The organism is Nonomuraea sp. NPDC001699, from assembly GCF_053596455.1.
In genome coordinates this window covers 33,479-58,618 of record NZ_JBSFGF010000010.1, presented here as the reverse complement: position 1 = coordinate 58,618, position 25,140 = coordinate 33,479, and the positions used below count along the sequence as shown (strand labels likewise).

Genomic DNA, 25,140 nt, shown 5'->3' with positions numbered 1-25,140 from the left:
CATGGGTAATGGCAGATGCCTCCTGAGAATATGCAGGTGAGGGCCGCCCAGAGACCGGGGCGATTGCGGACTTACTCCGAGGTGTAACAGATACGCGCCCATGACTACTGTCAACTGTCATGCTGCTGGCACAAGCAACTGCTTCGGAGAACCCGATGACTACGCATGGCGTAGAAGCCACGAGCCCTAACCGCCTCGCCGTTCGCCGAGTGGCCCGGTCGACGACGATCCAGATGTGCGATCTGATCGACTCCGAGGACATTGCGACGATGGGCGCCAAATGCTGGCTTGATCTCCTGCGCGACATTCGGAATGACAAGCTACGTCCGAAGCAGGACGGTGAGACCGTCATCATCGCCATCCACGATGCGGCCGCAGGTCAAAGCCCTCACCCGGTGCGTACCACCAAGCGGGCATACACCGAGTTCCAGAAGGCCGCCGTAGATGGCCGATTCGATGGGTTGAAGCCTGCGCCGTTCGGCCTGGGGTTCGGTCCGTGGATCTGGGCGGAGGGTGTCGTGGAGGAGACAATGGCCAAGGCTCTGGACGGGGTCGCATGAGCGCCCCCGGCCCGGGTCTGGAGGGGACCCCGTCGAGTGCATTGGGGCCGCTCAAGAAGGCGCGTCTCTCGGCCGTGCTTACCCCGCTGTGGGGAAGGTCCCGACCCTCCAAGCCGGTGACTTGCCGGCCGGGGGGCTTCGCAAGAAGACAACTTGGGCTGAGACGTCGGCATCAATCGATTCGACAGGTCCGCACCACAGCCGGTTTGGTCCCCAGCGACTCTTCCGCGGGCTGGGGGAGGGGCTTTGGCTGTCTTCACATGCCCGTGCTGACCGGCCAGAGCTCCGTCGAGTTCATCTTCGACACCAGGGCGCGACGACCGAGGCCGTCTCTGATAAGGCTACTGCCGCGCCCGTGACCGGAGGCGCCATCAAGGCCTTCACACGCAGAAGGAGTCCGTGACCGAGGCCTGCGCGGAGACCTCGGTCAGGTCTGCCAGCAACTCACCAGCCAACGCCGAGCGAAGGGATACGAGCTCATTACACAAACTCCGAGATCTCTTACATCGCGACCTCAGGCAAGGCCTCCTCGGGTGAGGTCCGCAGAGGTACCGCATACCTCAAGGCGCGGACAGTAGCGCCAGGTCATCAGGAGAAGCAGCGAGGCCCCGGCCGAACCCCTTCAGCGCTACCGCTGGAGTCGGCCGCCCCCTTCCTCAGGTACACCAACACAGGACAGGAGCAGAAGCGGATGAGCACTTCAACCATCGAACAGGGCGCCGATGGAGCGGCCGAGGTCGCTGGCACGTACACACCGTTCGACCCGTTCGACCTCGACATCAGGCTCACGGAGAACACCCCGGCGGCCAACACCTCGTTGAGGTGCGGTACCGGTGACACGTGCGGCAGCTCCTGCCCGAGCGCCTGCACCACTTCGTAACCCCGCTGGCCCAGGTCCCTCTCGACCGGACCCGGGATTCCCAGATCAGCCCGGATGGTGACAAGGAAAGGGAGTGATCAGGATGACGCGGACGCGGATCAGACGGTATCGGCGCACCGGTGTCGGGCTGCTGCGCGCCACCGTGCATCTCGCTCCTCCGGCCCGTCCGGGCTGGCCGAAGCCAGGCTCCTCGGTCGAGCAATGGCGGTCATGGCTGGCCCAGGTATGGGCGGATGAGCCCTTCCAACAGGCGGTCAACAGCGCCAGCCCAGACTTGGCCCGACAGCTTCAGGCGATCTTCGATGGGCAGGTGAGCAACGTCCGCCGGGTGCGTCGCGCCGCGCTCTCCATCGCCCGATACGCCATCCGCTTTGCGCACCGCTCCACCCCGTTCGGCCTGTTCGCGGGTGTCGCCCTGGTCGAGTTCGGCAACACGCCGTTCGTACGCGTCGGGGATGCGCACGAGGCCGTCGACCGGCCCGACCCCACAGAACTCGACTTGGCGATCACGGCGTGGGAGACAGACGAGAAGGGAATGGACGACGTCGAGGTGTGTGTGAACAACCTCGCCCGCGTGCGCGACGGCCGCGTCCATGTACCGGCCGAGGGCGCGGACGAATTCTCCCTGGTCTCGACGGCAGCGGTGGAGCTGGTGTTGGAAGCGGCCGGCTCTCCGATCCCGCATGCGGCCTTGCTGGGGAAGCTTGCCGCCGAATTCCCGCAGGTCGAGCCTTGCCGCAGGGCCGAACTGGTCGCTGAACTGCTGCGCACGCGGCTGCTGCGTTCCCGGCTGCGTGCGCCGGCCACTGTCACCAACCCGGCCAACGTCGTGTCGCCCGCGCTGCTGGCCGCCTGTGAGCGCACAGCGGTGGACTTGCGGCTGGACGCCGAGGTGCGCCTGCCTGAAACCGTCGCGGCTGAGGTGGAGACCGCGGCGACCGTGCTGGCCCGGCTTGCGACCCATCCCGCTGGTACTACGGCCTGGCGGCGATACGCCGAGCGATTCGTCGGCCGGTTCGGTGAGGGGACCGAAGTCCCCGTCGAACAGCTCACCGACCCTGAGCGGGGGTTGGGCCTGCCGGACGGGTTCGGCCTGCTGTCGGAGCCGCCCAGGCCGATGTCACGCCGCGACCGGCTGCTGCTGGATCTGGCCGGGACCGCTGCCGTCGAGGGCAAGCAGGCAGTCATCTTGTCCGAGGCGCTTGTCGAGGAGTTGGAAGTCGCCGCGGCCGAGCCGTTCGGCAACATCGCGCCTGCGCCGCACTTCGAGGTGTGCGCGCAGGTCCAGGCCCGGACGGTGGGCGCGCTCGACTCGGGCGACTTCCGGCTGCGCGTCCACACCGTCTCCCGCGCGGCCGGTTCCATGTCCGGGCGCTTTTGGCATCTGCTGCCGGGCCTGGCTGCCGGATACGCTGCCCTGCCCACCGTCGCGCCCGGCGCGACATTGGCGCAGTTGTCGTTCCACCCCACACGGGCCGAGGCAGACCTGCTCACCAGGGCACCGCGCGTTCTACCGAAGCTGGTCAGCGTCGGCGAATACCAGGGCGGCGAGGATGTGCTGTTCCCACGCGATCTGTCGGTCGGCTTCCGCGACGGTCATCTGTATCTGGCGGTGGCCGCGACCGGGGAGCGCCTGGAGCTGTTGGCCCCCACGGCGATCAATTTCCTGTGGAACAACTACACGCCGCCGATGGTCCGGTTCCTGGCCGAGATCAGCCGCGCCGCCACCACCCAGGTGACGTGGTTCGACTGGGGCGCTGCGTGGACGCTGCCATTCACTCCGGCGCTGCACTATCGGCGCACCATCCTGGTCGCCGCCCGCTGGCAGCTCCACGCCCGAAGACTGCCCGGCCGTACGGCACACCTGGACGAGTGGGCCGAGCACCTGCACGCGTGGCGCGTCCGGGCCGGGGTGCCCGAGCGGATACTCCTGGCCCTTGATGACCAGCACCTGCCTCTAGACCTCACGCGAGAGATGGACGTGGACCTGCTGCGCGCGCACCTGAGCGGCAATCCGATCGCGGTGCTGTTCGAGGCGCCGCCGCCTGATGCCGACGGGTGGCTCGGCGGCCGGGCACACAGCATCGTCGTCTCAGTGGTGTCGACACTATGAACACCCTGGCGACGCAGGCCCTGGCCGAGGGCGCGCTCGGCCAGGCACTGCTGCACATCGAGCGCGCCGATCTCGCCGCCGCGCGTCCCCTGTTGCAGGAAGCGGTATGCGGCGGCGTCAGCATCGGCTCCAACGCGAGCTTGTATCACGGAGCTCCCGCGCTGGAGTTCGTCCTCAGCCGCGCCGGGCGCGTCGACCGGGGTGTGCAGGCGGGCGTTGACCGGGTCGTGGCCGCGCGTCTGACCGCTGCCCGGCAGCGGCAGCAGGAGGGGCTGTTGCCGTCACTGGCGGAGTTCGACCTGATCAGGGGACTAACGGGGTTCGGGGCACTGCTGTTGGCCCGGCCGGGCGCCTCACCTCTGCTCAATGAGGTCTTGACCTATCTGGTGTCGCTGGCGCGCCCGGTCACGGTCGATGGGCGGATGCTGCCGGGGTGGTGGTCGTCGGACAACCCCACGCACGAGGCGCAGGTCTCCGGCGGTCACGGCAACAACGGCATCGCCCACGGCATCGCCGGGCCGCTGGCACTGCTGTCGTTGGCCGGTTGCCGAAGCGTTCAGGTCGACGGCCAGCGCGACGCCGTCCAGGTATACGCGACGTGGTTGGAGGAGTTCGGCAACTCCTACTGGATCACCCTCGACGAGCTGACCGACGGCAAGCCGCTGCCGGTACCGCCTCTGCGGCCGTCTTGGTGTTACGGGGACCTGGGGATCGCCCGCGCCCTGCAACTGGCTGCGCTCGCCCTGTGTGACCCGGCCCGCGGGCAGAAGGCTGAGGATGTCGCGATGGCGGCGCTGCTCGACTCGGATCGGCTCGGCCGGGTAAGCGATGCGTCGCTGTGTCACGGCTGGGCCGGGATCTTGACGGTCGCCACCGCTATCGCCGCGGACAGCGCCTTCCCGGCTCGGTTCACCACAAGTATCCGGCGAGTGCGCCAACGCCTGGCCGCCGGACTCGGCGACCTGACCAAGCCCGGGTTTCTTGAGGGGCGTGCCGGGGCGCAATTGGCGCTGGAGGGCTCCAACCGCACCGGCTGGACCTGCGCCCTACTCCTTCACTGACCCTCACCGTCCCACCGACCCGAACACGGAGCGAGCAGGAGCGACTCGACACCATGAACAGTTATGAGGACAACCTCGCCCCGCTGGCCGGGCCGGAATGGTGGCAGGCCACGATCAGCTTCCCCGACCGCATCGGGGTGAGCCCCGAGGCGGCGCTCGCGCTGTCGGCCGCCCTGGTCGGGCGGCGCTTCCACTTCCTGCGCAAGGAGGGCGGGCTGCGGCTGCGCACGGATAAGCCTGTGGACGTCGTGCTCGACCGGCTCATCGCCGACCAGGTGGTGGCCACGTGGGTCAGCGGCATCTACGAGCCCGAAACTGAAGCGTTCGGCGGCCCGCAGGGCATGGCTATCGCCCACGAGGTGTTCAGCGCCGACAGCCCCGCCGCGCTGGCCGAGACCGGCAGTCCCGACGGCAGGGAGCGATGCATTCTGCTGCTGTCGGCGATGTTCCGGGCGGCAGGGCTCGACCCGTTCGAGGTCGGCGACGTGTGGGCGAAGATCGGCGAGCTGCGTCCTGCGATTGACCCGCCCGCCGAAGCGCGCCGAGCGGCGGCGATCACCGCGATGCGGCGCCTCATGAACGCCGATGCCGCCCAGCGGCCTCTACCTGAACCGGGGTGGGCCGAGCGCGTGGCCGCCTTTGAGGACGCAGGCCGCCGCCTCGCCCGGTGCGCGAAGGACGGGCACCTGAAGCGAGGGCTGCGCGCCGTCCTGGCTCACCACGCCATCTTCGCGTTCAATCGCGCCGGCACGTCCGTGGCCGAGCAAGCCGCGGCGGCCTGGCTCGGCTGGCAGGTCGCCTTCGGAGAGGACGGGCCGGCCGCCGTGTCCACCAGCCCCTCCTCGCCAGTAACACCTACCTTCACCAGGATGGAGACCACCATCACTACCGCCGTCGATCCGACCAAGCTGCGCGAGGCCATGGTGGCCAAGTACATCGAATCCGGCCACCTGCGCACGCCAGAGATCATCGAGGCATTCCGTGCAGTCGAGCGCCACACGTTCGTCCCCGACGCTCCCATCGAGGCCGCCTACGTCGACGACGCCGTGGCGATCAAGCACGACCCCGGCGGAGAGATGATCTCGTGCATCTCCGCGCCGTCCATCGTGGCCACCCAACTGGAGCAGGTCGGCGCTCGCCCCGGGCACAAGATCATGGAGGCCGGGGCGGCCACCGGATACAACGCCGCGCTGCTCGGCCACCTGGTCGGCCCCACTGGACGCGTGTGGACGATCGATGTCGACCAAGACCTCGTCGACACAGCCCAGATGCACCTGCAAGCGGCCGGGGTGGGCAACGTGACTGTTCTGCTCGGCGACGGCGCGGCCGGGCTGCCGCAGCATGCCCCCTTCGATCGCATCCAGTTCACCGTGGGCGCCGGCGACATCCCCACCCAGGTGCTCGACCAACTCGGCCCGGACGGTCGTCTGGTCATCCCGATGCGCATCCGCGGCAGCATCTCCCGATCCTTCGCCTTCGAGCGCGACGGCGACACCTGGAAGACGGCCTCCTGCGAGATGGCGACCTTCGTGCCGCTACGCAAGGGCATCGGCGATGACATCTACACCCGCGTCCCCGTCGACGGCGAAGGCGATGTTCACCTGGAGACCTTCAGCGAGCAACTCGTCGACCGCGAGGCGATGCGTACGATCCTGGACACCCCAGCCCACCCGGCCTACACCGGGGTGAAGTTCCGGCAGGGCGACCCGTGGCAGTGGCTGTATCTGTGGCTGGCGTGCGTCCTGCCCAACGGGCTGTCCCGGATGCCCGGCAACCGGCCAGGGTTCACGCCGCACTTCGCGTGGGGCTCGATGGCCGCGCTCGACGCAGACACCCTGGCCTACCTGACCATCCGCGAAGGCGAGGACGGCGAAGGACGCTTCTGGCAGATCGGCGTCATCGGCCACGGCCCACGCGCCACAGCCCTGGCCGAGCAGGTCGCCACTGCGATCGAGGAATGGGACCGCGACTACGGCAACCACGCCCCCGCCCCCAGTTTCCGCATGGCCACCAGCGACAACCGTGACCTGCTCAAGGCCGCCGATCCGCGCTTCATCATCGACAAGCCGGCCAGCCGCCTCGTAGTCGACTGGCCGTAGGGAGGAGTCAGCGTCGTGATGAACCCGGCGATCGCCGCCCGTATCCCGCTGGTCTGCCGCACCAAACCGCCCGGCAAGCCGTTGGCGGAGCGCATCGCCGATCTCACTGCGCTGAGCATCGAACCGGCAGGTGCTGGCCGCCACGACCTGGTGGCCCGCGCCTGCGGGGTCCTCAACATCTCCGCGCTCATCGCCTCCGACGCCGCCCTGCCCGAGATGGCTGCCGATCTGTGCTGGAGGCAGCACCAGGTATTCGCCGAGGCTGGGAATCTCGACCGGGAGATCGCCGTCATGTCGCTGATGCCGCTGATCAACCTCGGCCGGCTACTGATTCGCGAAGGCGACGGCAAAGGCGCTTACGAGCTGCTTGATCAGCTTTACCGTGCGGCCCAGCAGCGCGCCGCTACCGTGATCCATGGACATGACGTCGACCTGTCGCCCCTGACCCGCACCCACGACGACCACGGTGCGGTGTGCATTGAGCTGTGGGTCGCCCTGCTCATCGACGGGGCCCGCGCCCTGGCCCAACAGGGTCGCTGGAGTGAGGCTGCCGACGCTATGGCATCCCACCGTGGTATCGGTGACCGGCTGCTCGACGGCCGCCAGCTCAAGATCATGGCCCTGCTGGAGCAGGGACGCCCGGTCGACGCGATTGCGCTGATCGACTCGACGACGCCAGCCGAGCCATGGGAGACGGTCGTGGCGTCGCTCCTGCGCATCGCCGTCCGCCCCGGCACCACAGCTACCTCGCAGGACGAGGTCGAGCACATGCTCGACCAGACGTACAGCCTGGTCGCCGCCCAGGAGCCGACCACAGCTGCGTTCCGGGCCCGCCTCGCGTTGACCGCTCTCGACGTGGCCGCCAGCCAAGGCCAGCCGAGCGGCGCCCAGCTGGCCGATGCCGTCATCGACGTCGCATTGACCGATGCCTACGTGGCCCGCGATGTCCTCGCCCACCCGGTGATGCGCTCCCGCATGACAGGCCAGCAGCACGAGGACCTCCTCGCCGTGATCGCCGCCGCGGCGCTCGGTACCGGGAGCATCCCGGACGTCCATCTCAAAGCCCTGACCGAGGCGGTGGAGCACGCCGAGCAGCGCCTGCGGAACCTGCTCGCCACAACCGTGTGCCCCCGCCCGACATCTTTGGAGAAGACGTGACGCGTCAGCCTTGGACCACCGCGCCACTCGTAGCCCTCGACCTGGAAGGCACCGGCGGCCAGGATCGTGACCGCGAGCAGATCCTGGAGATCGCGATCGTCCCGCTGGACGGCGGCTTCCCGGACATGACCGCTGCCTGGGACACTACGGTCAACCCCGGCCGCATGGTCGCGCCCCGCCCGTGGATCGCACGAGAACTCACTGGCAACTTCCTGTTCACCGCGCCCGCCTTGGACGACATCCGTGCCGAGATCGTTGATCGTCTCGACGCGCGGATCATCGTCGGGCACAACATCGGCGTGGACTGGCGGCTGCTGCGCCGTCTCGTGCCCGAAGCCCAGCCCTCGGCCTTGATCGATACCGCCCAGCTCTACCGTCACGGTCACCCGGCGAGCCGACGCTGGAATCTGGTCCGGCTGCTGGAGAAGTACGCCCTCAACGCCCAAGTCCACCAGCTCGTCCCCGCCAGCCGCCCGCACCGCGCCCTCTGGGACGCGGTCGGGGCAGCCCTGTTGCTGCCCTCACTGATCGAGGACCTGCCCAGCACGACTTCTCGCACGATGGAGGAACTGACCCACCTCGCCGGGGTACCCCCTACAGGGCAAGGCATCCCGCATGGGTGAGGCCGAGCAGGTTGCGCTCGATGTCTGACGGCCGCCCTGCCCCGGAGGAGGTCCGCATGAACGTTGCGCTCCGCGACGAGCTGCTGCGGCGCATGGAACGCGATCAAGCCGTCCGTACGGCCACTCCCCTCGGGCAGCCGATGACGGAACAGGCCTGGCGGGAATGGGAGCAGGTCGACCACGACAACACTCGCTTCCTGAAGGAGGTCATCGCTGAACATGGCTGGCCGGGCCGCGACCTCGTCGGCGACGACGCCAGCAAGGCTGCATGGCTACTCGCGCAGCACGCTGACCACGACGTCGTCTTCCAACGCCACTGCCTGGAACTGCTGCAGGCTGCTGCCACAGCCGGGCAGGCCGCGCTCCCCGATGTCGCGTATCTGACCGACCGGGTCTACGTCGCCGAGGGGCGCCCGCAGCTGTACGGCACGCAGTACCACGAACCCGACGGACGACTGCAGCCGCGTCCCATTGAGGACGCCGAGCATCTGGACCAGCGGCGCGCTCAGACGGGGCTTGGCCCGCACGCCGAGTACGACCAGCACATGCACGAGCAGTACGACCTACCTCAAGAACAGCCCCGCGAACTGCCATGACCGCCTGCCGCACTCGCCAGCCGCCTGACCCCGTCGGTAAGCGAAAGTAGCGTTGTCCGATAACCGCCGACGCCGTCTCCCTACAGCAGTCTCCGGATCACCCGCGGTCCGTCATGGTCGCCAGACTCATCGAGCGAGGCACGACTCAAATTGCCACAGGTAGAAGCGGCCTTCGCGAAGGTTCGCCGCCACCTGTTCGCTTTCGAGGCACCCCTGGCCGACGCCCACTCAGCCCAGAACACCGTCACGACCAAGCACGACACCTCAGGCGTGCCGACCAGCTCGATCAGCGCCCGCTGGCTCCAGGCCGAGATGCTGCAGGCCGTCCAGCTCTTCCGCGGGGCGAAGGTCACCGAGATGAGTCTGCAAGGTCGGCCCCAGCCTGCTGACGACGCAAGCTGAACGCGGCGGTGCCGTTGCGCACGCCTCACCGCGGTCCCGGCATGCTGACAGCCGCCTCGGCTGCCGCACCGCCGGACCGTCGTTGCTGGCCGACCCGCCCCACCCGCCTCAGGCCTGGCGCGTGCTGCTTGGCACCGTGCGCTCATGGGATAGAGGAACGATTACTGCTGTGAGGCGATCAAGCGGAATGTCCTCGGTGAATCAGTTGAAGACGTGGTGGCATGCGATATTGCGTAGCCGGTACTCGCGTGCGCGAGGTGGGAACAACTCGTCGCATTTCGTGCCGATCATCGATGGGCTGATACCCCAACTGGACAGGTCCCATGAGGGTGGGCGTGGGTCGTCCGCTACGCGTTTTGCCTGGCTGCTCGGCTTCGATGGGTGGCGGTCGGCTGCGGGACCGGCTGTCGCTGTTGAGTGCGGAAGCCCGTGGCGACGGTGCGGCTCAGGCAAGTGTGCACGGGTTCTGGCCGTGCTCCTCTCCTTGGCGCTGCTCGTCCTCTCATCTCGGTCGAAAGTTTTGTGGGGGAGGGCGAGTGACACCTGTGCGGGGAGAGCGGATGAGACGCTGGCCTTGTGCTCTAGCGGAGCCGGCCTGGAGGCATCGTGGCCGGCGACGGCTGGCCGAGCGTCCACGGCTTGAGGTGCAGAGCCTCGCTGGTCGTTGGGGTGGGCCGTTCCGGCGCCGCTCAGCGCTATCGCGGCGGTTATGACGGCAGCAGCTCCGCCTCCTAGAAGCAGAGTCCGGATGCGAACACCACGCATTCGCGGGCCGATGTCAGGCATGTCCTTGACCTCCGATGCTCTTGATCGTTACGGGGCGTAGCGTAGCTGCGACTCCGCGGACATCCGCTCGGCTTTGGCCGTACCTTGAGGACCCGTGACGCTGCCATCTCGTGTGCGTCGCTGCGTTTCTGTCGGGTCGCTTCGCCAGTGATCGTCGAGCCTGATCTTGGGTGTGTCCGTGAGCGGCCGTGTCTCGCCAGGACAACCCCCTGGGCGACGGATTCGGGGAGGGGGGAGGTGGATGGGTCCGCTTCGCGGAAGCCCCTCCTCGAAGGAGAAGCGATTCAGTCTCGTGAGGCTTACTCGGTAGATACCAGACTCGATGCAAGCACTTAATGTAGCCTTGCAACTACTTTAAGTCACCGAGCGTTTGGAGCGTCGATGCGCCTGCCTCTGCTGGCCGCCAATGTCGGTCTTTGTGCTGGTCTCGTCCTCGCAGCCGTCCCGGCCTACGGTGCTGCCCGGCCGAACGCGGTCTTCCTCTCCATTACGGCCCATGGAGGCACCACGATGAGGGCCGTCTACGTGCAATGTCCGAATCCGACGCAGGGGCACCCGTACGGCGAGGCTGCATGTGCCTCCATCGATGCCGTCGACGGAGACTTCGACCGTCTCCCCAGCCGTCCGCCCCGTCGGTGCCCCGAGGGGCAAGGCTCGGTCACGGCGACGATGAATGGCATGTGGCAAGATCGGCCAATCAGCTGGCAGAAGACCTTTCCCAATGTCTGTGAGCTTTACGCTAAGACGGGTGCAATCTTCCTCTTCTGAAAGGGCCTGCACGCCTGGACCGACCTGTTGAACGGTTCAGTCGGAGATCGCGCGGGCGCTCACCCCGCAACGGTCGATAGTGCCAGATGCTACGGCGGTTTCCCAGTTCCCGCCGGCTGGCCAGAACGGGGAGAGGTTAGCCCCTACAGGACGTCCAGGCCGTGGTGGCCATTATGGAACCCGAGACGGGCAACAACCTGCGTACGTCGCTCTCTTGATGGCGAGGGTGGGGGTTCTAGCGCCTGGCAGCGCATGCCTGACGGCGATGACGCGGTACAGCCCTCGTGTACTAAGGGCACTTGACGACTCCGGCTACTCGGTCGCTGAGGCGTCCTGCCCGGTGGCGCAGGCGGCACCTTCAGCTCAAGGAGGTGTTCCCTTCCACCGTTGTGCGTAGCGCATATGCGCGCCCCACGCTATCTCGCCTCCTATTATGCGCTTGCCGAGGTGCTTCAGATAAGTGACCTCGAAAGCGTATGGCGTGCCCTGAAGGTCGGTGCAGATTAGCAGTGCGATCACCTTGCCTGCGGCGTGCTCACCGGCTCGCAGGTCATGCTGTAGGGCTTAGCGTCGGGGTACTGGAATGAGAGCCGACGAGCGCGTGGTTCGGCGCGGTTTCAAGTCTTTGTGATGCGCATTCCGTTTCCTTGTCGTCATGCGAGGGGTGTGGTGGTACATCCTTGACGTAGACAAACCCCTCTGGAGGAATCTGGTGATTCGGGAATGCCTTACAAATGACCGAAAGAGCGAAGCTTCCGAGCTTTTGGGTCGAATTATTATCGCCGGTGCATTGACGTTTGAATTGCTGAGTGAACCAAGCATGGCCTTGGCCCATGCAGATCCCGCTTGTCCGACCGAATACGTCTCCGAGCAGGCACGCCAGATGTTCGACGTCGAGAAGCTGTGCGCGTTGGTCCGCGGGGACCTGGCGGAGGGGCGGCCAGTCGATCTCGGAAGGCGGATGGCCGAGACCCAGCGGCTACCAGGATTGACGGCACCAGCACCAGCACCGGGGCCACAGGCGCAATCCATACCGAAGAGCTCGCCCTCCAGAAAGAAGCGTCCCCGGCCAACGCCTGTGCCCGTACCTGCGCCTGTGCCGAGCAGGCAACAAGGAGTAGACGAGCCGGGCAGAGACGAGCCGCGCAAGCGGCGGGAGATGGTCCCACGGCCAAATCGTCCGTCGAAGCCTGTTCCGAGCCGAAACGACACCATCAGGCGCGTTCATCGCAGGCACGATCAGGACAACAGCGCGCCTTCGCATCGGCGTCACGCGCGAATGAAGCCAGCGACTCCGCCGCTGCCCTCCCCATCGCCCTCGGTGTCACGATCGCCTCTCTTGCCTGCGGCGGGCGGCGGTGCAGAAGATGTATCGGCCAACCGTGCCGGCGCCACATCTGAGGTGAGGCGACCGCTTGGAACCGCGCTGGCGTTCGGGCTGATGGTCATGCTGCTGGGAGCGGCACTGATCATCCGTCGACGCCTTCGAGCGGGTACCGCGCTTCCGGCCTCCCGGGCTGGGTCTACTGCGCACCCCCTTGAGAGCGGGCAAGGCCACGGCATGGTGGCTGCTGCCGATGTGACGGCACCGGAGATCGATGGGCCGTGGCGGGGTTCGTCGCCGGCGACTGTCGCATCGGGCAAACAGAAGAGAAGGCTGAAGAAGAGGCTGATGTCGATGCGCCTCGGTCGGGCAAGGCCAAGAAAGACGCAGGTGAGACGGGCATCGCAGCGACCGAGGCGCCGGCAGCTTCTTCCTCCGCAGCGCTGATGGCATCGCAGTTCGTCGCGGCCCCTGGAAAGGCGAGGGCCGAAGTGCTGGGAGCACTGCGGCTGTCGTACGGTGACTCGGAGCTCTCCTTCGGCCGGGCAGAGGCCTCTGATTTGTTCGCGTTGCTGTCGGCCACGCGGGAAGGCATGTCGACGCAGGGCATCATCGACACGCTGTGGCCTGGCGACGATGATCGTGGCGGTCGCCTGCTGGAGTCGGCGGTTCGGCAGCTCAACCAGGTGATGCGGCAGGCGTCCGGCCTGGGGGTCGGCGTGAAGTTCGTGGTGAAGGTAAGACAGCAGAGGCAACTGGCGGCTGCCTACTTCGATGTGGACTTGTGGCGGTTCGAGTCCGCCTTCGTCCGAACGGGCACCGTGGAGGGGAGGGCCGCCCGACTGGCTGCCCTGCAGGAGATGCTGGCCCTGTATCGGGGGCCGTTGCTGGCTGGGCGTGATGATCTTTGGATGCTTCCACTGCGGCAGGCGGCACAGCGGCAGGCGGTGAACGCTGCCGAGCGCTTCGCCGAACTGGCGCGGACGGAGGACCCAGACCGAGCGATTGACGTACTACGGCTGGCAGTGGAGCGTGTTGATCCACACAGCGAGGTGCTGTGGTGCCTGCTGATGTCGATCCAGGGTGAGCTGGGGCGCCTGCACGCAGTTCAGCGGACGTTCGAGCTGTTGAAGGAGCGGATGGCGGAGATCGACGCGGTGCCGAGCGCGCCAGCTCGGCAGATGTACGAACGGCTCATCCGCTAGGCGTGTCTCGGGAGCTGTCGGTGCACCTGAGGTGGCGGATGATGTGCTGGTCGCGCTGCGAGTAGGTGGCCAGAGCGTCGCTCGTGATGAGGTGCGCAGGGCGAGTGCCGTAGATGCGGGCCAGCAGGCGCAAGGTCAAGATCGAGGGGCGCCGGCCCGCTTGTGGCCAGTTCTCGTAGTCATACAGGCGAGACTCGCGCAGTCCTGTGCCGTCGGTGCGGGCGAGGCGATGGAAGGCGTCGACCGTTTGTGCTGCGGTGAGCCCGGCGGCGTATCGGTAGAGGCGTAGTGGGGTGGCGGGGTGGTCCAGGCCGAGGATGACGGCGATCTGGTCGGTGGTGAAGCCGTGCTGGCGTAGGTAGCGGCTGCGGCGTCGGCAGTCGAGCAGGGTCTGGTATCCGGTGCCGGACATGGCCTGGTGTCCCTTCGCGTGTGCGTGCGGTTGCGCGTGGCGGGCCCGTTGGGGTTCGGGTTGGGGACGGTAGGCGGGCTTGGTAGAGGGGCTCCAGTCTGGACGTGGGGTGATCGCCGAGTGATCTGCAGGGTGTGGGCGGCGGGAGCGCCGGTGTTGCCGCAGGTCGGGGGGCGGTGTGGGTGGGGTGTGGATTGGGGGTGTGATTCGGGCGGCGAGGTGGGTGATCGTGCTGGCCGCTCCTGGATCGGCCGGGGGCGTGACCGGAAGGGATATCTCCGCATGGACAAGCTCACGCAGCACGCGTTCTCGGGCGAGGCGGTCGACGCCCTCATTCCGCGAGGCTGTCAGCAGCCGTCGTTGATGGAGGAGTTCCCGGATCTGGCGCCGGGGCTGGTGATGTCGACGTTCCGTTCCTCGCGGTTGTGGGCCGGGGTGGCCTGGCGGCGGGCGTTCGCCGGGAGGGCGGATCAGTCGGCTGCCGCCCGCCGGATGGTCGGGCAGCTCCTGGCCGACACCGGGCTGGCCGACGATGCTCAGTGGGTGACGGCCGAGCTGGTCAGTAATGCGCTGCGGCACTCCTTCTCGGGTCGAGAGCGGGGGTTCTTCGTGGTGGAGGTGCTGCGCGGGGCGGAGTCGGTACGGGTCGTCGTTTATGACCTGGGTGGCGGCCCGGTCCCGGACTTTTCTCAGACGCCTGGCTCGGTACCGGAGACGGCCGAGGACGGCCGGGGGCTGGCCGCGGTGGCCGAGTTGGCGGACCGTACCGGGGTGACGGGGAATGCGGCGACCGGGCACGCGGTGTGGGCGGAGCTCTCCCTGATGGAGGGGGTTACCGGACCGTCCTTGGATGACGTGGTGGGTGACCGGGGGGAGGAGCCGAGTGGCGTTCTGGAACGGCCATCGGCGGCTAGACCCGGTTCTAGCCGTCAGGAGGAGGGTATCCGGCTGGACCCTTCCGCGGCCCTGCGGGAGAGGAGTTGAGGTGGAAGGCGGACCAGGTGTCCGCGTACGGGCAGGAGCCGTGGGCGCGGCAGGCACTCGCCGCGCTACGCCGGGGCTGGCCTGACTGGGCCTTCCTGGTGGTGGGCTACCAGTGGCTGGCGCTGCGCGGCAAGCAGGTGATGATCAGTGCCACCGGGCCGCAGGCACTACGGCATGCCTTGCCGCCGATCCCGGCCCAGCCGGTTTTCGAGCCAGGATCGCAGCTCTCTGGCCTGGCCGAGCACGGGCTGCATGGGGTCTGCCCTCTGGCGAGATTGGCCGAGTTGTTCAACGGGGCACCTGGTGTGATCTCGGCGAAAGCTAGCGTGCCGCCGCTGTTGGCCTCAGAGTCCGCACCCGACGCGGGGGCGGGTGCGGCCAGTGTGGGCGGTGGGGGCGCTGCGGGGATGAGCGGCCCGTGGACGGCCGATGCGGGGCCGTTGGGGGTGGCGGCGGAGCGGTCGGTGACGGGCACGTGGTCGGTCGCGGGCGCTGATGGGGCACGGGTGGCGTGGCGGCAGGGTGGATGGTGGCCATGGGCATTGGGTCGGCGGCGTGACCGGGCACGGCCAGACTCGCGAACAGGAGCCCCGGCTCGTCCGGACTGCCAAGTCGAGGCGGAGGAAGGTCATCGGCGTCGACGTCGTCGCGGCCGGTCCAGGTCCTCGGAGTTGGCTGGCGGCATCGCGGCATAGGGTTGCGGGCCGCGTCCAGGTATGGGTGTGGGGGCGGGCTTGACACCTGGGGTGCAGGTGGGTGTTGATACCGGTTCGCCCGCCCGTCCGGTGCGGGGTTGCCCGGGGGAGGGCTGGGATGGGGTTCGCCTCACGTAAGGGGTGAGGCGGACCCTGCCGAGCATAAGAGCAAGCACGGCATGATCGGTGTCGCGTGCACTTTTACGGGGTGTTGCCGGTTCCGCTGGTGAGGTGTTGATCGGTGTCGCATACGGTGTCGCGATTTGTTGTCGCGTCCGGTGTTGTTGCTGAGATCGCGACACCCTTTGGCGTGTCATCTGCTCAGGTCACGCGGTTTTCGTCTGTTGCGCTGGCCGCCCCGAATCGCCTATAGGCGACTCCTTTGAATATGTGTGCGCGCGTTCTCGTGCATGCCTGCACCATCAATTTCTCTTCTCTCATTCCGCCTCTGCGTCTCCGCCCTCCCCTCCTCCATCGGTAGCTGCCGGCCAGCGGCCCGGCCGCTGGCCGGCCCATCCGGTGACCTCGTCCTGTGCGGCGAGCAGTGCCTTCGTCTCGGCTGATCACGGAGCGGCCCCGGTGCCGCCGTAGGGCAGTACCGGGGCTGGTTGCGTTGCCCCGGGGTGGCTAGACGGGGCGGGCGTGGCGGCGCTCTCAGGCCCGTCCGCGCCGCCTCTGGTGGCGTCCGGGGCGGTGGTGGCGAGTGGATGTCCACGTAGGCGGCGATCATCCGGGCCACGTCAGCGGGCGGGATGTCGGCGCGGAGATCAGTGACGGGGTACGTGCCGCCGGGAGCGATGCGGCCGAGGTAGATCCATCGTCGGTCATGTGGTAGGCGACCGTCTCGAAGTCGGGTGCCCATCCGGCATGCATCCACGCAGTTGTGGGCGTCATCGCAGGTGGCGCAATCGCCACCGAGGTCGAACATGTGCTCGTAGACACAGATTTCCAGCAGGGTGCCGTCGTCCCCGCGTTCGGGGCGGACGATGACGGGTTGATCATGACGGTCGTCCCGCATGATCGCCCATCGGGGGCTGTGGTCGCTAGGGCGCGGGCGTGCGCGGGTTCGACAGTGCGGCGGGCGGCGGTGCCGGTCCCGTTGCAGGTTCCGGAGGCGGTGTGCGTCATCTGTGGTGTGCCCTTTCGTGTGGCTCGGCGTTATTCCGGGGCGGTGTTCCGGCGGTGTTTCCCGCCTAATTCCATGGACGCTCGTTTCCGTATTGATGTCAATCGGGATTGGCGCTCATCTCGCAGATTCTTTGTGCGGGAATTCGGGCAATCCGGCATCGTTCAACGTCGTCTTCTTGTTCGGTGAAGAGTCGGGCCGGCCCGGGATGTCAAGTCGATCCTGCTACCTTCTCGCCAGATGTTTACGCAGATCAGCGGTTATTTTGTTAGGTCAGCCTCTCCAGCCGTCGGGGTGACAATATTTGTTGCCGGATCGACTTGCCGCCCGCGTTATTGACGAGGGATGGTCGTGGTGCAAACGAAAAACACCGGCCCACACGGGCCAGAAAATTCGACCGGAAAGGGCGTCACGCAATGGCTATCCAAACCTCGGAAATGACCGCTACCGAAACCGTCCTCACTGATTCGGAAATCGCCGTTACCGGAACGGCCGCTACCGCGTCCCTGACGGGCCCTGACAGCCCCGACGCCGCCGCGCCGGGCGCTGACCCCGCGACGGACGCTGACGGGCGTGTAGTGGCGGTGTGGGCGGCGCTGAACGCCGAGCCGGGCGGGTCGGCCACAGCGATCGGGGCGGCGGCGGGCTTGAGCCGGATGGCGGCCGGAAAGATCCTCAACGACTTCGAGGCGGACGGCCGGGCGCGGCGTGAGCCGGGCGTTAGCGAGGGTGGGCGCGGGCGGGCGGCTGACCGGTGGTTCCCGATCATCCCCGACGCCGTCACCGCCACGGCCACCGACGTTGACGCGGAGCCGACCGGTACCGCTGACGCGCCCGCCATGCCTCCTGAGACGCCGGATGCCGCGCCTGACGCGGTCCCCACCCCGGACGGGCCAGAGAAGGCGTTCCCGGCCGGGTCTGCCTCGGTGGACGAGCCAACCGATGACGAGGAGCAGGACTCTGCCGACGATGACGCGGACGATCACGAGTCGGACAGGACGGACAGTGGCCTCGACGCGGTCGCCGTGGCCGACGCCTCCGAGCCAGTGGCAGACGATCCGGCGTGGGTGCGGGCACGTGCGGATCTGGCGGAGCTGGTGAACCTGTTCGGTGGGGTGATGTCGGCGAAAGCGGAGGGAAACGCCGTGATGGCATTGGGGTGCCTGGAAATGGCAATGACGAAGGTCGCCTCGGCGCACCGGAATGCGCGGGCGGCGCTGACCGGCACCGCTGCCCCGGCCCGTCCCGTGTCGGCGGCCCGTCCGGGTGCCAGTGGCGGCACGGGCGCGGGGGATGCGGTTCGTCCGGGTGCGTTGCGGGATCTGGTGTACGCGCACCTGGCCGAGTTCCCCGACAAGGACTTCACCCCGTACGAGATCGGGAAGGTCATCAACCGTTCGTCCGGCGCGGTGGCCAACGCCCTGGACCGGCTCGTCAGCCTCGGCGAGGCGGTGCTGACGTGTGAGCGGCCCCGCCGGTTCGGCCTCGCCCCCACCGCCAAGTCCACCCCCGCCGCACCCGCCGACGCCCACGACACGGACGCCGACGCGGCCTGAGCCCGAGGGGGGCGGGCCGCCCTTACCGGCCCGCCCACCCCGGCCCGGTAGCAGGCGGGACACCCTTACCGCCCCGCCCGCACCGGCCCGCAACGCGCCCGAGCACGGCCCCGGCCCCCGCGCCGGACGAACGCCCCTCACCCACTGATCACCGGCACACCGGCCCGCACGGCGCCGGGGCCGAACCCCGCTGACAACACCCATCGCGGCATCGCGTCTGTTCCGCGTACCCGCATTTCAAACCCCACATCAGAAAGGCACTGTCATGGCTCACGAGATCGAGATCTTCGCCAACGGTTCAGCCGGATTCGCCGCCGCCGGGAAGCCCGGCTGGCATGGGCTCGGCTACACCGCGCCCGGTCCGATGACGGCCGAGGAGCTGTTGTCCAACGCACAGCTCGCCGGGTGGAACGTGCGCAAGGTGCCGGTCGGTCAGGTGACCGACCCGGTCACCGGCCAGCCGGTTGTCACGGACGAGGACTTCCTGGTCGTCCGTACTAACCTGGTCACCGGCCTGCCCGAACGCCTCGGTCGGGTGGGACGGGACTATCAGGTCCTGCAGAACGAGGACGTCACCGACTTCCTCCAGACCCTGGTGGACGAGTCGGGAGCGATCTTCGACACCGGCGGGTCGCTGAACGGTGGGCGGCGCGTGTTCGTCACGATGCGGCTGCCCGAGCCGCTCATGGTCGGAGGGTTCGACCAGATCGATCTGTACCTGGCGGCGTTCTCCCGGCATGACGGGTGGGGCGCGTTCACGACGGTCGCGACTCCGGTCCGGGTGGTGTGCGCGAACACCGAACGGGCCGCGCTGGCAAACCACGCCTCCAAGTTCACCGTCCGGCACACCGGCAACGTTGCCGGGCGCATCGCTGAGGCGCGCGAGGCGCTCAAGCTCACGTGGAAGCACGGGGAAGCGTTCGCGGCCGAGGCAGAGAAGCTGCTCGCGGTCCCGATGGGTGTGAAGGAGTTCCGTCAGTTCGCCACCCGCCTCCACCCGCTTCCGGCGGATGCGAAGGAGCTGGCCAAGCGGAACCACGACCTGACCATGCAGGAACTGGAGTACCTGTTCAGCGAGGCGCCCACCCAGGAGCCGATTCGTAACACGCGGTGGGCGGCCTACAACGCGGTGACCGAGCGGCTGGACCACAAGAGCCCCGTGTTCGGCAGCCGCGACATCGCCACAGTCCGCGCCGAACGCGCCCTGCTCGATGACCACGACAACGCCAAGATCAAGGCCCGAGCCTTCCGGATGCTCGCCACGGTCTGACCGGACTGCCCGGCGCGGCCCCGTCGCGGGGCGCGCCGGGGACCCCGGCCGGACTCCGTAACCCTGCGCAGCCATACCGCCCACGCCCACACGTGGCGTGCGCGCTGGAACGTCCCCACCGCCCTATGCCCTCGGTCGACAATGCCCCGCGCCCGGCCGGGTGGCCCGCCCGAACGACCCCATCACCTGATCGCGAAGGAGTTCATCATGGGACGACTCGAAGACCTAGCCATGTACAACGCCAGCCTCGCCCGGCATGACCTCAGCGAAGCCCTCAACCGCATCGCCTCCCTCGACGACGTAGGAACGTTGCGCGACAAGGACCTGGGCCGCATCGCCTATGCCTACCAACGGATGTCGTGGTGGCAGCAGGTCACCGACCTCACCCACGGCCGCGAGGAGACCGTCGACGGCGCAACCGCGCTGCTGACCGTCCGGCAACGGGCCGAGCAATTGCTGATCAACACCCGCCCGCTGACCAACGGCGGCTTGTTCGCCCTGGCGATGGCCGAGTCCCGTCGAGGTGGCGCGCGTGCCTTCCTGGACGCCACCCAGAATCTCGCCGAGGCACTCACCCTGCCGCCCACGCGAGACCGCTGCCCGGATGACGACGCCACTGCTCACACGACATCGCCCGCCACCGCGAAGCCGGGGGGTGCGGCGGGCCAGTACCAGCCGTGACTGTGCGCCTGGTACTCCCGCCCACGTTGCGCCCGCCCACCCCGCTCGATGCGTTGGGGGCGGGCCGCCGGATGGAGGCCGCACCATGCCCTCACCCCTCACCTGCTCATGTCACCCGACGAGAGGAACCACGATGAACGACCTGCACCAGCCCGGCCCTCTGCCCCCGGAAGGCGGGTCGGACGCCGCCCCGGCCTCGGGCATCACCAACGTCTCCGGGCAGACGCAACGCTCGTTGGATGAGCTGACGTCCGAGAAGATCGCCGCCGCACGTCAGGCGCATTACGCGGCTGCGGCCGAGGCGGTCGCCGCCCTGCAGAACGGACGCTGGCTATCGGGCGAGCAATTGTTCGCCGCCGAGTACATGCGCTCCTCGCGCGCCTGGTGGGATCTGGTGGACGTACAGATCACGGCCCACAGGCTGGCCTGTGATCACGCGGCGCGGCGGGTGCGCTCGTGGGCCCGCCACTACCTCACCAGCGAGGCCCCGGCCGGGCGACCGGGGACGTTGTTCGAGCACGCCCTCGCCCACGCCTCGCGCATCGCTGCCCGCGACTTCCTCAACGGCAGCGGCCAGCTCCTGACCCAGCACCTCGCCGCAGAGCCCGGTGACCAAGCCGACATCCCGGCTACGGGCAAACCCGAGGACCAGTGCCACACCTACGGTTCGGCCGCACCCTCGGAGAAGCCCGCGACGACCTCAGATGCGCCGTGAACCAGCAGCCGCCCCTGCCAGCGCAACCCGCCGCTGGCCACACCACTCAATGAAAGGGCAACCACATGTGTCATCTCCCACGCCAGGCCAACCCCTCAACGCTCGCGCCGGACGCCGCTCCCAAGATGAGCGAGGCGCTCTCGATGGAGGCGATCATCGAGCAGGCCAGCGAGGTGCGGCGGCGTAACGCCGACGACATCGCGCGACGGCTGGGCCGGGGTGAGCGGCTGAACGCCGAGCAGCTCTACGTCACCCTGCACGCCCAGACGCTCACTGGGTGGTGGCTGCTCGTCGATCGGTACATCCAGCACGAGCGAGGCGGCCGAGACCTGACCTCGGAGCAGACGGTGGCCAGGTTCGTATCCTGGATCAGCCCGTACCTGGACGACGACGCCAGCGCGCTCGACACCGCCACGAGCTCCCAGGCCCTTGGGCTGGGCTGCGCGCACGAGCTCGCCCTGGCCCACGTCGAGCGGGCCTTGGCCCTCATCCGTCAGGACGCGGCACGAACCTTCCTGGACCAGGCGAAGACACTCGGGCCGGCCTCCCCGGCGGAGCAGGCTCCGGGCAGCAGTTCGGCCGGGCGGGAGATGAAGGCATGAGCGACAGCACCGCTACCGGCAAGCCCTCCAGCGCGCCTGAGCCGCCAGCCACGAGCAGGTCCGGCACTCGCCGCGCCGACAGCTCGCGGGTGGAGTTCTTCCAGATGATGGCGTGGAGATGGAACATCACCACCGCCAAGAAGCTCACCCGCGCCCGCACCCCGCAGGGCCGGATCGATCCCAGGGAATGGGCGGGCATACTCCGGCTGATCGCCATCAGCACCGAGCACGCCGCCCAGGTGAATCTGTCCGAGCCGCTGATCGTGGCCACCGTCCCGAACGGCGGCATGCTGGTCATCGACGGCTGGCACCGCCTCTACAAGGCGCTGGACACCGGAGTTCCCGAGCTACAGGCCGTGATCCTCACAGCCGAGGAGGAGCTCGCCTGCCGGATCTTCGGCGGAGAATCCAGCGACGAGAGCGACAAGTACGGGGACGACAAGGAGAAGTACGGCGGTAGCTGATCCGGTGATGTAGGAGGCATGCCCCGCCCAGCACAAGTCAAGTGTGCTGGCCGGGGCACACCTCCTTCACCACCGGCTCACGCGGAGGGGATTGCGGCTTCTGGCTGGACACGACGACCTTGCTCTGCTGCTAGCCGCGTGAAACGCTCAAACGCTTCCTCGAACGTCGGGTTCTGAAGAAGATGGGGGTTGGGTCCGTAGCCGAACACGCTCACGTGGGGTTCGGCCTTCTTCGGTGCAGGAGCAGGCTGGATTTGCTTTACGAGAGGTCCATCCGCTTTGGCATTGCCGATTCGGCGGCGGTCGAGGGCGTGCCCGATCAGGCGCAGGACTGATTCGACGGGGAGAAGGTAGTCGATGAGGCTGGTCTCGTCGTCATCCGAGAGGGTGGCGTCTTGGGGCCGGTTGCGGTTGTGCAGGTCGACCTGCACGGCGCTGTCGAGGCAGTGGTAGAGCTCGCCTTCGAGCCATCCGGCTTCGCTGCTGTTCAGCGTCTCGTCGTCGTTGGATTCGTAGCGGATGAGCAGGGCCCGGTACCAGTGGTCGCGGTCTTTGACCTGCTGAAGGACCCGGTGGCGCAGGCCGGGGTTGGTGGCCTTGCCGACGTAGGCTCCCCACCGGTCCTCGGCGTCTGGGCGGTCGAGCAGGATGTAGGCGCCGGGGACGTTCCAGCCTCGGTCGAGGCGGCTGGCGTGGTCTCGGTCGAGCAGGAGCATGCCGGCGACCTTGTGCTTGGCTCGGATCTTGATCGGGTTGTTGAGGTCGTGGGAGAGGCTGACCACGAGCTGGGACAGGGCGAACCGCGTCGCACACACGAGGCGTCTCCTTCTCCGGGCTACCGACCGAGAGCTTCCCGCACAGTATCGGTCACATCGCTCTGAGTGGCCACGGGTTTCGTCAGAAACGAGCAGCCCACCCCCAGGAAAGGTCATCCATGAACGGCCGGGCAGCGCCATCAGCACGCCCGTCAGCGCACCGCTGAGGCCGTCAGGCCGGATACGGGACGGGGTCTGTGCAGACCCCGTGTGGGCCGAACGGCAGCTGGATGCGGGGCCGATGCCGCAGCGGTGACATCGCGCGGTGGTCGCGTCCTGTCAGCGCGGGTCGGGTTGGTCGGTGGGCGCGTGGGCGGCCGGGCGAGAGAACCCGATCAAATCTCCGCGCTGGTAGGTGTCGATCTGGATGACGGTTCGTTTGTTGGGTGCGTGGATCATCTGGCCGCCTCCGAGGACGATGCCGACGTGTCCGGGCCCGTCTGGTTCCATGCGGAAGAAGGCGAGGTCGCCGGGTTGCTCCTGCCCTCGTGTGACGGGTGGGCCGTACCGCCATTGGTCTGCGGCGACGCGTGGGATGGAGATCCCGGCGGCCTGGTAGGCGCGCATGGTCAGGCCGCTGCAGTCGAAGCTGTCGGGGCCTTCGGCTCCCCACAGGTAGGGTTTGCCGAGCTGGGCGTGGGCGTAGGCGATGACGGCGGCGATCTGCTCCCCGGGAATGATCGCGACGCAGGACCCAGTCAAGGCGTCGACCACGCGTTGCGCGAGTGGCTCCCATGGGGTGTAGGCGTTGGGGAAGCCGGAACGTTGTACGGCCTGGGCGGCGCGGGTGAGCGGGAGCTGTTCCCAGCGCTTCACCTTGATCAGGTGGCCGTAGAAGGTGCTGGTGGCGTAGCGCGGATCAAGGATCTGCTCGCGGGTTCCCCAGCCCTGGGAGGGGCGTTGCTGGAACAGACCCAGCGAGTCGAGGTGCCCGTAGGTCAGGTTGCGGAGCTTGGATTCTTGCAACGCGGTCGCGGTGGCGACGACCGCTGCTCGTGCGGGCAGGCCGCGTTCCATCGCGATCTGCACGATGAGCGCGGCGTTGGCCTGCTGCTCGCCGTCCAAGATCAATGTGGAGGCGACGACGGTAGTTGCCGGTGCAGCCGCGACCGGCTCATCCTCCTGACTGCTCGCCATCGCTGGCGAGATCGCGCAGGCCACGCCGCCGGGTGTTGCGGAGCCGGTGAGGATGCTGGTGGCGGCTGCGAGGAAGGCCAAGACGATGAGCAGCAGGAGAGCGGCGCCGGCCGCGGCGGCCTTCACCTGCTCGTCTCCTCCTGGCCGAAGATGCGGTCGAGGGAGGCGTTGTCGTCCTCGTCGGCGGCAGGCTGTTCGGGTGCTTCGCCGAGGGCGAGGTGGGGCCACCCGTTGACAAGGTCGACCAGTCGCATCCTGCTCTGGCTGGGGCGGGCGGTGATGGGTAGCCAGCAGGGCCCGGCCGGGCCGTCATTCAGTTCGGTGTGTACGGCGGTGGCGATCGGCAGATCGGTGGTGATCAGCTTGCGGAGGTTGGATTCGCGGGTGCGGCTGGGCAGCCAGAACAGCACCGGGGTGGTGATGCGGGTGGTGTCGGCGAGGTCGCTGTAGGAGGCGAGCTTGCCGGTGACCTTGGCCAGGGTCATGCTGCCGGTGTCGTGCTCAAGGAAGAAGTCGATCTGGCAGCCGTTCTCGGCCCAGCACCCGTAGGCGTCGGGCCGGGCCAGGTCGCCCCAGATCCTGGCGCACTGCTTCTCCGACAGCCACGCCCGCAGGTGGGTGTCAGGGCGGTGGCGGGCCAGGTGGGCAAGGTTGACGAAGAAGTCGTTGACGCCGACCTGGTGGCCCCGCATCGATGACACCGCGATGCTCATGGATCGGTCCGGGTGGTAGCCCAGTTCTTTGATCGTGGTCTGGTTGCGCAGTGCGAGGAGTTCGGCTCCGGCCCGGCCGAGTATCCAGTGGTGTGGATAGGAGCCGGTGGGTGTCCAGGGCCGGTAGGGGGTGATCATGCCGAGGTTACGCAGGATGCCCAGACGGCGGCGGGTGGGCTGTGGTTTGGTGAAGAACAGTTTTTCCAGTTGGTGGGTGGTCAGGACTCGGTGGTGGAGAAGGTGTTGAAGGATCTCGTAGTCGCGTGGGGTGAGGCGGGTGGCGGCGTAGGCGATGGCTGCGGCGTCGAAGCGGGGCAGGCCGAGCGGGCGGCGGGTGACGGGCATGACGGTTCTCCAAGGTTGAGATGGATGCTGGTGGAGCTGCGGTGGACGGG

At 68.0% G+C, this 25,140-nt stretch carries 22 protein-coding genes; 18 read left to right on the top strand and 4 right to left on the bottom strand.

Features of this window, described 5'->3' with window-relative positions:
• Nucleotides 1–119 precede the first annotated feature (119 nt).
• From ACWCSU_RS28550 to ACWCSU_RS28500, 11 genes are all read left to right on the top strand, one after another.
• Nucleotides 120–560, top strand: a complete 441-nt coding sequence (locus ACWCSU_RS28550; RefSeq protein WP_449938994.1) for a hypothetical protein — start codon at nt 120–122, stop codon at nt 558–560.
• Nucleotides 561–1,251: 691 nt separating this feature from the next.
• Nucleotides 1,252–1,440, top strand: coding sequence for an FxLD family lanthipeptide (locus ACWCSU_RS28545; protein ID WP_449938993.1), 189 nt, complete (start codon nt 1,252–1,254; stop codon nt 1,438–1,440).
• Between the two features lie 82 nt (nt 1,441–1,522).
• Nucleotides 1,523–3,553 carry a lantibiotic dehydratase family protein gene (locus ACWCSU_RS28540; protein ID WP_449939358.1) on the top strand — a complete coding sequence of 677 codons (2,031 nt, stop codon included), beginning with the start codon at nt 1,523–1,525 and terminating at the stop codon, nt 3,551–3,553.
• Nucleotides 3,550–4,614 (top strand): lanthionine synthetase C family protein, encoded by a 1,065-nt coding sequence (locus ACWCSU_RS28535; RefSeq protein ID WP_449938992.1) that lies wholly within the window; start codon nt 3,550–3,552, stop codon nt 4,612–4,614. The genes ACWCSU_RS28540 and ACWCSU_RS28535 overlap by 4 nt, the downstream gene beginning before the upstream one ends.
• Nucleotides 4,615–4,751: 137 nt before the next feature.
• Nucleotides 4,752–6,713, top strand: a complete 1,962-nt coding sequence (gene fxlM / locus ACWCSU_RS28530; protein ID WP_449938990.1) for a methyltransferase, FxLD system — start codon at nt 4,752–4,754, stop codon at nt 6,711–6,713.
• 18 nt (nt 6,714–6,731) lie between these two features.
• Nucleotides 6,732–7,871 (top strand): hypothetical protein, encoded by a 1,140-nt coding sequence (locus ACWCSU_RS28525; RefSeq protein ID WP_449938988.1) that lies wholly within the window; start codon nt 6,732–6,734, stop codon nt 7,869–7,871.
• Entirely contained in the window at nt 7,868–8,494 is a 627-nt protein-coding gene (locus ACWCSU_RS28520; protein WP_449938987.1) for a 3'-5' exonuclease, read from the top strand. The genes ACWCSU_RS28525 and ACWCSU_RS28520 overlap by 4 nt, the downstream gene beginning before the upstream one ends.
• A gap of 56 nt (nt 8,495–8,550) precedes the next feature.
• Nucleotides 8,551–9,090: a DUF6624 domain-containing protein gene (locus ACWCSU_RS28515; protein WP_449938986.1), complete on the top strand. Its 540-nt coding sequence runs from the start codon at nt 8,551–8,553 to the stop codon at nt 9,088–9,090.
• A 150-nt stretch (nt 9,091–9,240) separates the two neighbouring features.
• A complete protein-coding gene (locus tag ACWCSU_RS28510; RefSeq protein ID WP_449938984.1) occupies nt 9,241–9,492 on the top strand; it encodes a hypothetical protein in 252 nt (83 codons plus the stop codon).
• Between the two features lie 1,167 nt (nt 9,493–10,659).
• On the top strand, nt 10,660–11,046 hold the full coding sequence (locus tag ACWCSU_RS28505) for an SSI family serine proteinase inhibitor (protein ID WP_449938982.1): 387 nt from the start codon (nt 10,660–10,662) through the stop codon (nt 11,044–11,046).
• Between the two features lie 1,605 nt (nt 11,047–12,651).
• Nucleotides 12,652–13,575, top strand: coding sequence for an AfsR/SARP family transcriptional regulator (locus ACWCSU_RS28500; protein ID WP_449938980.1), 924 nt, complete (start codon nt 12,652–12,654; stop codon nt 13,573–13,575).
• Here the strand turns inward: ACWCSU_RS28500 and ACWCSU_RS28495 are convergent.
• Nucleotides 13,565–13,987: a helix-turn-helix domain-containing protein gene (locus tag ACWCSU_RS28495; protein WP_449938979.1), complete on the bottom strand. Its 423-nt coding sequence runs from the start codon at nt 13,985–13,987 to the stop codon at nt 13,565–13,567. The genes ACWCSU_RS28500 and ACWCSU_RS28495 overlap by 11 nt on opposite strands.
• Nucleotides 13,988–14,269: 282 nt before the next feature.
• Here ACWCSU_RS28495 and ACWCSU_RS28490 point away from each other — a divergent pair, with 282 nt between their 5' ends.
• From ACWCSU_RS28490 to ACWCSU_RS28460, 7 genes are all read left to right on the top strand, one after another.
• Entirely contained in the window at nt 14,270–14,971 is a 702-nt protein-coding gene (locus ACWCSU_RS28490; protein ID WP_449938977.1) for an ATP-binding protein, read from the top strand.
• Nucleotides 14,972–17,229: 2,258 nt separating this feature from the next.
• Entirely contained in the window at nt 17,230–18,348 is a 1,119-nt protein-coding gene (locus ACWCSU_RS28485) for a hypothetical protein (RefSeq protein ID WP_449938976.1), read from the top strand.
• A 265-nt stretch (nt 18,349–18,613) separates the two neighbouring features.
• Entirely contained in the window at nt 18,614–19,618 is a 1,005-nt protein-coding gene (locus ACWCSU_RS28480; protein ID WP_449938974.1) for a DUF932 domain-containing protein, read from the top strand.
• Nucleotides 19,619–19,825: 207 nt separating this feature from the next.
• The gene (locus ACWCSU_RS28475) at nt 19,826–20,299 is read left to right on the top strand and encodes a hypothetical protein (RefSeq protein ID WP_449938971.1); all 474 of its coding nucleotides are present in this window, start codon (nt 19,826–19,828) and stop codon (nt 20,297–20,299) included.
• Between the two features lie 133 nt (nt 20,300–20,432).
• On the top strand, nt 20,433–21,014 hold the full coding sequence (locus ACWCSU_RS28470) for a hypothetical protein (RefSeq protein ID WP_449938969.1): 582 nt from the start codon (nt 20,433–20,435) through the stop codon (nt 21,012–21,014).
• Between the two features lie 65 nt (nt 21,015–21,079).
• Nucleotides 21,080–21,616 carry a hypothetical protein gene (locus ACWCSU_RS28465; protein WP_449938967.1) on the top strand — a complete coding sequence of 179 codons (537 nt, stop codon included), beginning with the start codon at nt 21,080–21,082 and terminating at the stop codon, nt 21,614–21,616.
• Entirely contained in the window at nt 21,613–22,080 is a 468-nt protein-coding gene (locus ACWCSU_RS28460; protein ID WP_449938965.1) for a hypothetical protein, read from the top strand. The genes ACWCSU_RS28465 and ACWCSU_RS28460 overlap by 4 nt, the downstream gene beginning before the upstream one ends.
• A gap of 77 nt (nt 22,081–22,157) precedes the next feature.
• Here ACWCSU_RS28460 and ACWCSU_RS28455 read toward each other — a convergent pair whose 3' ends face one another.
• The 3 genes from ACWCSU_RS28455 to ACWCSU_RS28445 form a co-directional block, all read right to left on the bottom strand.
• Complete coding sequence (locus ACWCSU_RS28455) at nt 22,158–22,895, bottom strand: hypothetical protein (protein WP_449938962.1); 738 nt, start codon at nt 22,893–22,895, stop codon at nt 22,158–22,160.
• A 279-nt stretch (nt 22,896–23,174) separates the two neighbouring features.
• Entirely contained in the window at nt 23,175–24,158 is a 984-nt protein-coding gene (locus ACWCSU_RS28450; protein WP_449938960.1) for a C40 family peptidase, read from the bottom strand.
• Nucleotides 24,155–25,090, bottom strand: coding sequence for a replication-relaxation family protein (locus ACWCSU_RS28445; RefSeq protein WP_449938958.1), 936 nt, complete (start codon nt 25,088–25,090; stop codon nt 24,155–24,157). Before ACWCSU_RS28445 ends, ACWCSU_RS28450 begins: the two co-directional genes overlap by 4 nt.
• Nucleotides 25,091–25,140: the final 50 nt, after the last annotated feature.